General features: G+C 31.8%; 11 protein-coding genes and 2 pseudogenes. 7 read left to right on the plus strand and 6 right to left on the minus strand.

What is annotated here, in order from left to right:
- Nucleotides 1-416: 416 nt before the first annotated feature.
- Both ACWPW7_RS14330 and ACWPW7_RS14335 read left to right on the plus strand, forming a co-directional pair.
- A complete protein-coding gene (locus ACWPW7_RS14330) occupies nt 417-1,292 on the plus strand; it encodes a ribbon-helix-helix protein, CopG family (RefSeq protein WP_454054058.1) in 876 nt (291 codons plus the stop codon).
- Between the two features lie 405 nt (nt 1,293-1,697).
- A pseudogene (locus ACWPW7_RS14335) lies at nt 1,698-1,820 on the plus strand (IS3 family transposase); the annotation flags it as partial.
- 45 nt (nt 1,821-1,865) lie between these two features.
- On the opposite strand, the gene ACWPW7_RS14340 reads toward ACWPW7_RS14335, so the two are convergent.
- The 3 genes from ACWPW7_RS14340 to ACWPW7_RS14350 all read right to left on the minus strand — a co-directional run bounded on the left by ACWPW7_RS14340 (nt 1,866) and on the right by ACWPW7_RS14350 (nt 4,243).
- The gene (locus ACWPW7_RS14340) at nt 1,866-2,327 is read right to left on the minus strand and encodes a hypothetical protein (protein ID WP_454054059.1); all 462 of its coding nucleotides are present in this window, start codon (nt 2,325-2,327) and stop codon (nt 1,866-1,868) included.
- 13 nt (nt 2,328-2,340) lie between these two features.
- Nucleotides 2,341-2,823: a hypothetical protein gene (locus tag ACWPW7_RS14345; protein ID WP_454054060.1), complete on the minus strand. Its 483-nt coding sequence runs from the start codon at nt 2,821-2,823 to the stop codon at nt 2,341-2,343.
- A gap of 145 nt (nt 2,824-2,968) precedes the next feature.
- Nucleotides 2,969-4,243 (minus strand): radical SAM/SPASM domain-containing protein, encoded by a 1,275-nt coding sequence (locus tag ACWPW7_RS14350; protein WP_454054061.1) that lies wholly within the window; start codon nt 4,241-4,243, stop codon nt 2,969-2,971.
- 802 nt (nt 4,244-5,045) lie between these two features.
- Here ACWPW7_RS14350 and ACWPW7_RS14355 point away from each other — a divergent pair.
- Nucleotides 5,046-5,627, plus strand: coding sequence for a non-canonical purine NTP pyrophosphatase (locus tag ACWPW7_RS14355; RefSeq protein WP_454054062.1), 582 nt, complete (start codon nt 5,046-5,048; stop codon nt 5,625-5,627).
- A 108-nt stretch (nt 5,628-5,735) separates the two neighbouring features.
- On the plus strand, nt 5,736-6,539 hold the full coding sequence (locus ACWPW7_RS14360) for a M55 family metallopeptidase (protein WP_454054063.1): 804 nt from the start codon (nt 5,736-5,738) through the stop codon (nt 6,537-6,539).
- 132 nt (nt 6,540-6,671) lie between these two features.
- On the opposite strand, the gene ACWPW7_RS14365 is transcribed toward ACWPW7_RS14360, so the two are convergent.
- The 3 genes and pseudogenes from ACWPW7_RS14365 to ACWPW7_RS14375 form a co-directional block, all read right to left on the minus strand.
- On the minus strand, nt 6,672-7,076 hold the full coding sequence (locus ACWPW7_RS14365) for a hypothetical protein (protein WP_454054064.1): 405 nt from the start codon (nt 7,074-7,076) through the stop codon (nt 6,672-6,674).
- 73 nt (nt 7,077-7,149) lie between these two features.
- A pseudogene (locus ACWPW7_RS14370) lies at nt 7,150-7,342 on the minus strand (YitT family protein).
- Nucleotides 7,343-7,609: a YitT family protein gene (locus ACWPW7_RS14375; protein ID WP_454054065.1), complete on the minus strand. Its 267-nt coding sequence runs from the start codon at nt 7,607-7,609 to the stop codon at nt 7,343-7,345.
- A gap of 1,648 nt (nt 7,610-9,257) precedes the next feature.
- Here ACWPW7_RS14375 and ACWPW7_RS14380 point away from each other — a divergent pair.
- From ACWPW7_RS14380 to ACWPW7_RS14390, 3 genes are read left to right on the plus strand one after another with little or no spacing between them, the layout of a single operon-like run.
- Nucleotides 9,258-9,953 (plus strand): lipoprotein BA_5634 family protein, encoded by a 696-nt coding sequence (locus tag ACWPW7_RS14380; protein ID WP_454054066.1) that lies wholly within the window; start codon nt 9,258-9,260, stop codon nt 9,951-9,953.
- Nucleotides 9,954-9,963: 10 nt separating this feature from the next.
- Nucleotides 9,964-10,656, plus strand: coding sequence for an ABC transporter ATP-binding protein (locus ACWPW7_RS14385; RefSeq protein WP_454054067.1), 693 nt, complete (start codon nt 9,964-9,966; stop codon nt 10,654-10,656).
- Nucleotides 10,657-10,668: 12 nt separating this feature from the next.
- On the plus strand, nt 10,669-13,107 hold the full coding sequence (locus tag ACWPW7_RS14390) for an ABC transporter permease (protein WP_454054068.1): 2,439 nt from the start codon (nt 10,669-10,671) through the stop codon (nt 13,105-13,107).
- The last annotated feature ends 11 nt before the right edge of the window (nt 13,108-13,118 follow it).

A 13,118-nucleotide genomic window follows, 5' to 3' on the forward strand; every position in this document is an offset into this window, starting at 1 on the left:
CAACAATAGTTAAATACTTCTAATATTCTATCAAGTTATAGATTACTATCTTTTTTATTAATTGATTTTCAGTATATGGCACAAATTCCTCCGTTTTATCCTTAATAACATCAATTTCACCATTACTTCATATGACTTGCTCCCTCTTTTTGTATCGCTTCTATATCCATATTTTCAATTACTTTTTTTACATCATCTTTTATATCATTTTTCATATCACTTAAAATCTTATATTTTTAACTCAATATAATAAAAGTTATATTGAGTTAAGTTTTTTTATCTTATTTTAGCCTTTTTCATTCACTTTATTCTAAATTCATGGTATAATATACTTGTAAACATTAAGTTTACAAGTGTATTTAATGTGTTTACATGTAAATAATTAATAAAATAAGTAAACATTTTAGGAGGAAATTATGGATACAACTTTTAGCGTAAGGATAAATGACGATTTAAAGTCAAAATTCAATGAATTAGCCCAAAAGGAGGGCATAAATAACAAGGAGTTTATGGAACAAGTTATAAAGTTCTATGAATTAAACTCTATAAAAGATAGCAATTTAAATATTTCAGATGATATAACTGAACTTCAAGATATAACTTCTAGGATTGTAGACATTTATATAAATTCTATGGAAAAAGCTAAAATAAAAATTGGAGAACTAGGCAATACAAATAAAGATCAATTATCGAAGAAAGACTTAGAAATTCAAAAACTTAAGGAAGAATTGGCATCTATTAGAGAAGAAACCAAGAAAATTTTAAAACTAAATGAGGAAGTAAAGAAAAAAGAAGAAATTATTAAAGAAGTTAAAGAAAATCTAGCTCAAACAAAAGAATTAAATAATATGTTGCAAGAAAAGAATAATCACTTAAACAATGAATTAACTTCAACTAAGTCATCATTACAAACTATAACTGAAAAAGAGGAGGAGATAGAAACTTTAAAAAGTGATTTATTAAACTTAAATAATGATAATTCTGTATTAAAGTCTAAATTAGAGGAAATAGAGATTAGACTTTTAAACAAAGATAAAGAGTTAAAAGAAATAAAAGAAAGATTCCAAAGAGATATAGAAGAACTTAATAATAGGAATAAAGAAAAATTTAATTTTGAAATAGAAAAGCAACAACTTGAAACAAGTAAAAAGATATTATTAATTGAAGAAAAACACAAGGAGGAACTAAAGAATAGGGAAGATGAACTAAACAACAAAATAATGGAACTATTAAATAAAAGACAGGAGGATGCAGAAATTATAAGAAAATTAATGATTGGAAATAAAGAATAACATTTAATTATGTTATATATCTAAATGTTTAAACGAAGAAATAAAATTTAGGATATACTTTGCACTATATGGGGTAATCCTAGGGTAACTACGATAAATCGCAAACTCATTTACATTTTAAGAAATTGAGTTTACGATTTAATTATTTTTCTATATTTAGTATAATCTTGGTATGAATGATTATATATTAATTCGCAATTGTATTTTAATACGAACTAATTTAAATAGTTATGTAAATAAACTTTGTATGGAAGGTATATATTATTCAGTCATTACGGAGGAGATAAATTGTTTGAATTTAATTTCATTTTAATGTTATTAGTGCTCTCATTACCACCATTAATTATATAAATGGGTGGTACCGCGTAACTTAGTGGGAGTGAATCGAGCACTTGCTATCAGTCCTATTTCCACACAAAAGAAGACGTAATAGGTACAATCAATGACTATATTTATTGGTATAATGATGAAAGATTTCAACAAAAACTAAATAACCGCACACCAGTTGAATTTAAGTGTGCGGTATAGAAAATAACAGCTTTTTTTAATAATATTTACTTAATTAGACTCAGTTCACTTGGGGGATGCGCCCCGTAAGAGATACTGTTTGTTGCCAGTATCAGTAGTGCCGATCTCGACGAACCTGTCTTTTTCTGGCATTTGGTCATAAGCCTCCTGAGGCATCTCAAGGATCGTCCGTGACTGCATGAGCTGGCATTCACCATGATTCATATCTGCCTCCTGTATGAGCTCATAGATCACATCCTTGGCAGTTTTCACTGGTCCGGCAGATAGACTGTCGATGTCGCCCTCAAGCAAGGTAGACCTATACGCTTGACATCTATTACAGGATTCACAGCTCTGACATTTTTGACAAGCTTCGCATGTTTGGCAGGGCCCGCTCAACAGGTCAACGAGCTCACTCGATCTACCGAGATACTTAGTTCCGATCTCCACAACACTTGAAACTCTTACTTGCGCTGGCGCAAGAGATGAAAAATTGGGCCTCCCGATGGGTTGAAGTTTCTCTGGCATTGTTTTCCTCCTCTCACTTGATTTTCTTGGGGGATGCACCCCGCAAGAGATATTGTTTGGTGCCAGTATCAGTAGTGCCGATCTCAACGAGCCTGTCTTTTTCCGGCATCTGCTCATAAGCCTCCTGAGGCATCTCGAGGATCGTCCGTGACTGCGTGAACTGGCATTCACCATGCTCCATATCTGCCTCCTGGATGAGCTCATAGATCACATCCTTGGCAATTTTCACTGGTCCAGCGGATAGACTGTCGATGTCAATGTCGCCCTCAAATGACATGCGGTACGGATTCCTCTGACAGGACTGGCAGGTCTGACACCTCTGGCAGGTAACACAGCTCTCACATCTTTGACAGCTCGACCCGGCAAACAGGTCAACGAGCTCATCTGATCTGCCGAGATACTTGGTTCCGATTTCCACAGTACTTGAAATTCTTACTTGCGCTGGCGCAAGAGATGAAAAATTGGGCTTCTCGATGGGTTGAAGTTTCTCAGGCATTGTTTTCCTCCTTTCATTTGACTTTCTTAGGGGATGCACCCCGCAAGAGATAAAAAATTGGGCTTCCCGATGGGTTGAAATTTTTCTGACATTGTTTTCCTCGTATATGATATATTCTCGACTAGCTCTTCGCAGCCTTCAAGTGTTATAGTTTCCCTTTGTTGACTAGCAGCCCGTTGTGATACAAGGCGTTTAAGAACTGAAAGTGAGCCTCTCTATTTTCTTCGGTTGCACTCAGAAGCTCGCTGGGCACGAACTCTTGCGGCAAGCGTCGGATGAACTCAACTCCATCCAAATTCACCAGCAGATGGTCGGCGCCAAAGTACAGCAAAAACGCTTCATTCTCTTTCCTCCAACGGATGTCAGACGACAATCTATACGAACAATCAGGGTCAAATTCGCTATACAGCACTTTGCGTCGATAATTCTTCACGGAATGACGCGCCCAGGGATCCATTGCGGCATAATCATCGGAGTACAACTTTGAAGCCACCCGACAGGCCCCGCGACAGTCTACGACGAACGAGCAATCATTACACTCTGCAGGGGCTGCAAGATCCTCACGCCACTCGCTAATTCTCTTCCATATGGTGTCAAAGCCCTCTTCAAAGACGTTGCCCCACACATGGGAGTCATGCGGGCAAAATCGAACATCGCCATAGCAAGAAAGAACTGCCGATGATATTCCGCCGCTGCAGCTCAATTTTACATCTAGGTCTTTGACCCGGGGATCGGCGCAGAAGGGAATGGGCAGTAAGCTTACGACGGAGACGGTCAGGCTTTCTTTGCATTTTAAGAACTCATCAAGAAACCTGGCTGCATTAATCGTATCAACCTTGTAACCGACTTTCATGGGTGAGAGTGCCCGGGTAAAAGAAATTTGGTGAACTCCCATCCTTTCTAATTCTGCTGACGAAGCATACATCATATCGATGTTTCTATTATCGATGACCTGATTTACCGCTACACGTAATCCTTGATTGAGTGCATTCTGAATCCCATTCTTGGTCTCGCCTGCAGCATTCGGAGCGTTTACAATTTCGTTATGTAATTCATCCACCCACGAGTGGAGACTGATCAACACGCTCTGCAAACCAGCGTCTTTCAGCTCTTTGCATGTGGCTTGACTTAATAATCGTCCGTTGGTATTGAGAGAATATTGGACATTGTTATCATTGAAGAACTTGAATAGTTCACTCAAGCGATCAATCCCTAGAATAAGAGGCTCTCCTCCGGTAATAACCACGTCGAACACATCGCTATCTACAATGCGTCGTGCTAATTCAATTATGTTGGGTTTCGCTCTCTTGGCTGGCCTCTTGGCTGGCGACTGAATCCAGCTGGATGCATAGCAATGAGGGCAAGAGTTGTTACAGTGATCGGTGACCTCGAAATGGAGCGTCAGAGGGTAAGTTAACACGTAAATCTCCCCTTTTTTAATAGTATTTCTTCACAATATATTTTTTCACATTTAAACATAAAATTATACATCATGTTGAACAAAATTTATTACCGATGAAAAAATTGAACAAGAAAAAAACTTTACAAAGCAACTTATTGATTACATGGCTGCCTGACCCTGTTGAAGGGAATGGAAGAGGTTGAGGAAGACTATAAACAATTTACTTGAAATGTCAAAGCACGATATATATTAATCATGAGTAGTTTGATTTATTTTATGTTACTAAATCTAAACAACATTGTCAGGAATATATAAGACGCATTTTTCTTAATTTACGAAGCAACCTACTCTAAAAGCAAGTTCATCTTTAGGTAAACTTGCTTTTAGTTATATTTCTTGATTCTCTAATCTGTTAGTTGAAATTTCTGCATTCTTTCCATAGAATATAAAGCCATTAGCAGAATTCTAGTTTTTTACTACATTTGAACCCTCATGTATGATTATTCTTTAAAAATTCTTCTGAATTAAGGACTCCATCTATATCTAAAAATATAACCTTCATAAATTCTTCCCCTCCATTTAAACTAAAAAAGTAAAGAATGTCTCCTATAAAAACTATAGATTATTTCACTTTGTAACATTTTATGATTACATTATTACTATAGACTATGTTATCATTATTTACCATATTTTAGAATAGTCTTTTATAATTCCTCATAATAATAAATTTATTTTATCTACATTGCTATGCTATAATTGTAATTAATTTTAAACTTATTTTTATAGGATAGATATAACTAAAGAGGTGGAGTGAGATAAAATGAAAGAAATCATTTTTGTAACAACTAATAGAGGGAAAATTGCTTCTGCACAAAGGGAATTAAAAAACATAGTAGTTTTGGCTTATAATGCTGAGCTAATTGAACCAAGAAGTGAGGATATAAAAGAAATAGCAAAGCAAAAGGTTTTGCAGGCATATAAAATTGTAAAAAAGCCATGTATATCATTAGATTCAGGATTTTTTATAAATGAGTTAAATGGCTTTCCTAAAGCATATGTTAATCATATGTTAGAAACCATAGGGATAAAAGGGCTATTAAAACTTATGGATGGAGTAGAAGATAGATATTGCGAATTTAGATCTTACTTAGCATATTACGATGGTGTAGATATGAATTTTTTTGAAAGTAAATCTCCAGGAATAATTTCAAAAAGCATACAGGGTAAAGAAAATGAAAATAAATGGTCTGATTTATGGTACATATTTAAACCAGAAAACTTCAATAAAACATTGGCAGAATTTACTGAAGAGGATTTTATAGTATATGACAATTTAAAAGAGGATAGTTGTATAAAGAAGTTTGGAACTTGGTATGAATCTAAAACAACTAATAAATTATAAATCTGAAATATATTATTTATAAAAAATACATAATAAAAATCACATTATAAATAAAGGACTATATCCCTCCATAATGGAATAAGTATATTTAAAAAAGGAGGGATTATTTTGAAATTATTTATAAGTGCAGATATAGAAGGAGTTTCTGGTATAGTAGACTGGGCAGAAACAAATAAAAACCATAGTGATTATAGAACATTTCAGCTGCAAATGACAAATGAAGTAAAGGCTGCTGCTGAAGGAGCACTTAAATCTGGTGTTAAAGAAATCATAATTAAAGACGCACATGATTCAGCTAGAAATATAATTCATGAACTTTTACCTAAAGAAACTGAATTAATAAATGGATGGTATGATCATCCTTATGGCATGATGGAAGGCTTAGATGAAAGTTTTGATGGAGTTATATTCATTGGATATCATTGCGGTGCTGGATTTAATGGTAACCCATTAGCTCACACAATAAGCAGCAGTAAAATCAGATATATAAAGCTAAATGACGAACTAGCAAGTGAATTTAAATTAAATTATTATACAGCTCTTTCTTTAGGAGTTCCAGTAATCTTTGTATCTGGAGATAAGGACTTAATTAAAGATGTGAATAATACTAATCCAAATATAAAAGGTTTAGCAGTAAAAGAGGGGATAGGTGCTGGGGCAAAACATTTACACCCTATATTAGTAGAAGAAAAAATTAAAGAAACCGTTGAGAGTATCATTAAAGATTATAATAAGGAATCTTTTTTAGGAAAAATGCCAAATGAATTTAAAATAGAAATTTGCTATAATCGTCATACCGATGCTTATAAAGCAAGCTTTTATCCTAATGTAAAATTAAAAAATAATAATACAATAGAATTTACTTGTAGTGATTATTTTGAAGCATTAAGAATGAAGCTATTTTTAATTTAATAAATATGTATTTGTGCTACCTTTAATATATATTTATCATATTTTAAAGGTAGCATTTAAATTACAGTATCTGTATAAATACATTAAAATAAATACTTAATCTAAAAAGTACAAGTAATCATTATAAAATTACTATTTAGTTTCATTAACATAAACAGCTGTAGCCCTTCCTTTCATGGGACTTGATTCCATTACTCCATCCTCAATATAAATTTCTACATGGTTACCAACAGTAAATTTACGACTTACATCATGATAAGGTATAGATGTTCCTTCTTTTGTGTTTTCAAAGAAATTAGTTTTATCATCTATAGTAACCCAAATCTTTCCCTTTGCAGTATCTACAATAGAATCCACTAAAATCTTTTTTCCTTCTTCTTTTACCTCTAATACATCACCAACAACAGTCGGAGCCATCAATTTAGTACTTGCTGCTGGGGGATTTTCATTTACCACTTCAGTTTTCTTACTTTCACATCCAATAAACATCATGAAGGTTAGCATACTAATTATAATAAAAAGAATAGTTTTTTTCATAATATCGTCCTTTCTTATATATTATTTTTAATATTCTTTATACGATATGAAATTTAAAAAAGTTCAACATCATTTAAACAAAATTTCCAATTACATCATTAACTGTTGAGATAGTAATAAATGCATTTGAATCCACTTTTTTAATGAAGGCTCTTAAGTTTGGTAACTGTTTTTTCTGGATAACTATATATCATCTCTTTGTTTTCATTAGAATAACCACTAACTGCGTCAAGTACTGTAATACCCCTTAAAAGATTTCTTTTTATTTAATTTACAATTACTTCTGAGCGATCACATATAATGAAATACTGAATTGTAGAAAAAAAGTACTCATTGATATAGGTCATAGTTATTGACCTTACTAAACTAATAAGTATTCCATACATTACAGAATAAATACCAAATACTGCTGAAACTAAAATAAAAACCAAGATATCAAAAAACATTAGAATACTAGATGTTTTTATTGATTTAAACTTACGATTTATAATAATAGCAAGGATATCTAAACCACCACTAGAGCTATCAGACATATAAATCAATGACCTAATATAAATCCACCAAAGATAGAGGCTAGACACATATCACTAATAGGTGTAATTTTAAAATTTGCAGGGAAATATGGGAAGTAAAACTTACTCTTAGCTCAATGCCTACAGATTGGTTAGGGGGGGACGAGGACATACGTGTAAAAACCGGTAATTTTATGGAAATTAAATCCATTAGATGCTGGTTTTTATTATTATTTCATATTTTCATACTCTTTAACTCTTCGATAAAAAGTATTATTTTTAAAATTTAGAAGCTCCATAGCCTTTTTAGCTGTTATTTCTCCGTTTTTCCATTGAGCGTAAATAATTTCAAAGTTTTCACCAACATTTATTTTCTTCCACCCGAATTTTACTCCATTATCATAGTAGTTTTTATTATGCCATTATGGATATTTTTCAAACCATCCAAATCAAAATCGCTCAAATACCGCCTAATGGTATCAATCTGAGGTATTTTAGTTTTCTTATGCAATACTTTTTTTAATTTGTTCTTTTTAAGCCAATGGTTTAATCTATTAAAACTTCTTATTTAAAGCATAAATCCAAACAATACTATAAAAGTAATAGTTGAAACTTTTACTGGAGATTTTACTTTTTTATCTTTTAGGGTATTGATTTTTTCTCCAAGATGATATACCTTAGAGAAATAAGTGAGCATTTGTTTTAAATAACTTTTATTATGCAAATTTTTTCTATATATTTTCCAATAAAAATCGGAAAATACCACATTTCTATTTATTATTCATTCATTCTTATAAATCAACATGCTTACCGCCAAAAAAATTCAAGTGCTAAATCTCTGTCCATAATGTATTTGTCAGACTTCTCTCAGGTAAGAGGAACAATCTTTCTCTCATATATCTGCCACATTTATTTCTTAGAATTTCAGATAGTATTGGAATTTGTTTTGTTGGGCAAACTTGTCCATTTAAAGCAAGTCTTATATGTGATTCATGTTCCTTAAACCGAGGCTTTGCCTAGAACTCCCTTCAAATTCATCATCACGAATGCAACTCTTATCTTCGGCTAGTGGTTCTCATAAGGAAGCCCACAACAGACTTTCACTACAAAACTATAAGCTGGTACAATAGCTGCAAAGTGCTTTCTACTAAGTTCTATTACAATTTTTTGTAAAGTATTAGCCATAACACAACGTCATAGCGTAATATAAAAATAGAGCTTGGATATATTAACAAAAACTCATAGTCAGCGGAGTGTTATATAGTATTAATAGCTTTAAAATTAAATTTAGACATGTAGCAATGAGAACAGTGAAACAAGTTTCGATTTGACAGTAATAAGATTGTTAAAACTAAGTGAAATTAGATAGGAAGTTATAGACTTTATGACGATAAAGCCCTTAAAACCTTGTAGTACACTTAAGTAAAGATTCTTCTTCAAAAGAGCTTCAATAAATTGTTTGTGAGCTAGTAAATTTACACATGTAATATATTTAATTATAGCTTTAAGTTAAGATATTGGATCCTATATTATTTCTAAATATAGGATATTATACTTACAAAACAGTAAGATTAATTTAAATATAGTAATATTACCGTCATGGTTTTAAAGAAGTCAGTATAATAAAATAAATACATAGAAAACAATAAAATTAAGGGGGAAGATATTAATGAAAAAAATAAGCAAATGGATTTTAGGTGGGGTTATCGCTGTTGGAATTTTTACGGCAGCATCACAGGGATTACAGTATGTTTTAAAAGGGCCTAAAAAGCCTTTTAATGCAATTTTAGTTAGTGGGAAAAGTGAAGATGTTAAGGAAGCAAAGGAAATTTATAAGTATAATACTAACTATACAAAGGATTATAAATATAAGATAGTAACTGAGGATAAAACTGTTGTTGAGGATGGAAAGGAGCTTAAGAACACTAAAACTTATATAGTAATAACTAAAGATACAGTAAAAACTATGATAAAGGACCAAATATTTCGTGAGAAGATTGATGAAACGTCAAATTTAGATACGCAGTTACTTAAAGAGATGCCTAATATTGATGGAAATGAAACCTTGATTTTAGGAGGTGCTTACTATAAAGATATATCAAAATTAAACATTCGAGGAATAGAGTTGTCTATGAAATATGGTAATTATTCATGGATGGGATACCTTCCACCAGAAGGAACAATAATTATAGCTGATGATAAAACTTACGATGCTTTAAAAGGTTCTGAGCTTGACATGACTCTTATAAGATTTGAAAAAGGAACTCTTGATTTAAGAGAGGCATCTGACATGGCAAAAGTTAAAAATACATTATCAAGTGTAGCAGATAACATAGAAATAAACTATTCAATTATAGAGGAGTAGAAAGGAAATTATGGAAATTTTAAAAATAGAAAATTTAACAAAGACTTATGGAGAAGGAAATAATAAAGTTGAAGCATTAAATGATATAAATCTTTCTATAAATAAGGGTGAATTCGTTGCTATTATAGGACCATCAGGGTCAGGAAAGAGTACTCTTCTGCATCTCTTAGGAGGATTGGATAGACCGACTTCAGGTAAGGTTATAATTGATGAAAAGAGCATTTATGATTTTAAGGATGAAGAGTTATCTATATTTAGAAGAAGAAAAATAGGCTTTATATTTCAATTTTTTAACCTGATTCCAGTTCTTGATGTGGAGGAGAATATTGAGCTGCCAGTTATATTAGATAATGAAAATGTAGATAAAGACTATTTAGATGAAATTATAACAATACTTAATCTACAGGATAGAAGAACACATATTCCATCAGAATTGTCAGGAGGACAGCAACAGAGGGTATCAATAGGCCGTGCTCTTATTAATAAGCCAAGTATTATATTGGCAGATGAGCCTACAGGAAATCTAGATTCAAAAAATACCAGGGAGGTTATTGAGCTACTTAAGTTTACAGCTCGTGAGTTTAATCAGACTCTTATACTGATAACTCATGATTCCAACATTGCTTCTATGGCTGACCGTGTAATTACCATAGTGGATGGACAGATAATAGAAGATAGTTATTTTAATAATCAGGAAAAGTAAGGAGGGAGCCTTTTGATAGATAATTACAAGGCTTTGAGCAGAAGATATTTAAAGCAGAATAAAAAGCGTACTCTCTTGACACTTATAGGAATTATTTTATCACTTTCCCTAGTAGCAACTATTGGATTATTTGTTAAGAGTGCTGAAAAATCCCAAATTGAAAATGCTAAATATACGGAGGGATTTTCATTTCACTTGGGATATAAAACCTATACAGAGGATATATTATCAAAGGTAGCAAACAATCCTAATGTACAGCGTTACGGTATCATGGAGCGTGGCGATACAGTCACTTATAATGACATTTACATTGATAGATATTATATGGATAAAGGAGCTACTGAATTACTTAATTATAGTGTTAAAGAAGGTAGAATGCCTCAAAATGATAGTGAAATTTCTATAGATCAGTGGTCAAAGAACTACATTAAAGAAAATCTGAACCTTGGAGATAAAATTGTTATTAAAGGAAAAACATACACTGTAGTAGGATTTTTGAAAAATGATGGATATTTCCAGCGTACAAAAAGCTGTAGAGCAATTGTTTTTAGTAATGCTCCTAAAAATGGGCAATTAATGGTGGAAATAAGCCCTAAGGCTGATTTTAGTGAAACTTTAAAAAATATTTCAAATTTGACTACAAATGATAATTTAATACTAAATCAGTCACTTATTAGATTAAATGAAATGAACTCAAACAAAACGTTAATTATAATTGCTTGTATTGCCATTGTTATAGTAGTCAGTGCGACAATTATTGTTATACATAATTCATTTCAAATTAATGTAGCAGAAAGATTGAAACAGTTCGGCCTCCTTAGAAGTATTGGCGCTACTAAAAAACAGATTAAAAAGATAGTTTTTAGAGAGGCAACTATTCTTCTTATTATTGCTATACCTATAGGTATTTCTATAAGCATTGGTGCTATATATGGTTTAAATTTTATTTTTAAACTAATCTTAAAAGGGGATGCTTATTTTTCACTAGTAAGCATTGACGTTGGTATTTTAATTATTAGTATTATAATAACTATTTTAGCAGTGTATATTTCAAGCTTAATCCCTGCAAATTTTGTAGGAAGTATTTCTCCTTTAGCTGCAATAAGTAGTCGTGTTATAATAAAGAAAGAGGCTATTAAAAGAAGAAAGTATCCATTGCTTAAAAAAATCTTTAATTATAAGGTTGTAATGGCGGTGAAGAATATAAGACGTAATCCAAGCAGATGCAGGACTATGATTTTATCAATTATTGTAAGTTCAGCTTTATTTATTACCTTCACTTCTTCCATGAATGAGATATTCACCATAAAAAATCCTAATGGGGCTTATGAAACCATTGATTTAGAGGTTAATAGGTCATCCGATAATGATGATTCAGTAGGTAATAATAATCAGATAGTTGATGATTTAGCATCGCAGCTAAGCACTTTAAACAATGTAAATAAGGTCTATATACAGTATACTGATGTATTTGGTATGGCAGAGGTACCATTAAATAAAAGGATTAAGGAAGCAGGAGGTATTTTACAAAAACAAAAGTTTGAAGATGGTTACAAAGAAGTTATTGTGACCAAAATTAAGAATTATGATAAAGCAGCCTTAGAGGACTTTAGTAAGTACCTGTTAAGCGGAAATATAGATGTCAATAGGATGAACTCTGAAAATGGAGTGATTCTAGTAGATAACGGGAAAGTACGAGACTATAACACCGGTAAGCTTTATATTGGTAAGCTTACTGACTATAAGGTAAATGATGAAATTACTGTACTTAAGGATAGCAAAGAAACTAAAGTTAAAATAATGGCAATTATTAAGGAAGATATCTTTGAGAGAGAGGATTCAACTAATGTTTTGACACTTATTACTGGAAACCAGGTTCTTAAAAATATTACAGGAGAGGCACCGAAGATTAGAAACTTGAGTATTGCTTTAAAGGATAAGGCATTAAATTTAAAGACAGCTGAAGAGGTAAATAATATTCTAAAGGACTATCCTTCCTATACTGTTATTAACTATGCAGATATAAATAAAAGCCAAAAAAATTCAATGCTTATGATTAAGGTACTTATATATGGTTTTATAGCTGTAATTACATTAATCAGCAGCATAAATATTATAAATACAATTACCATGAATATAACCTTAAGGCGAAAAGAAAGTGCTATGTTAAAGTCAATTGGAATGTCACAGAAGGATTTGAAAACAATTATAAGGTATGAAGGTATTTTTTACGGAATAATTGGAAGTACCCTAGGTGCTATAGTTGGATGTTTTTTATCCTACAGTATATTTAATGTTTTATCAGATGTTGTTGTAGTACAGTGGAAACTTCCTTTAGGGTTAATTGTAATTACAATTTTAGTAGCGATAGGTATAAGCTATTTATCTACACTTATTCCTATGAAAAAAATTGAGAAAGATAATGTAATTGAAGCTATTAAGGAAGAATAAGAAAATGAGGG

It is taken from the genome of Clostridium sp. Marseille-Q7071 (assembly GCF_965112025.1).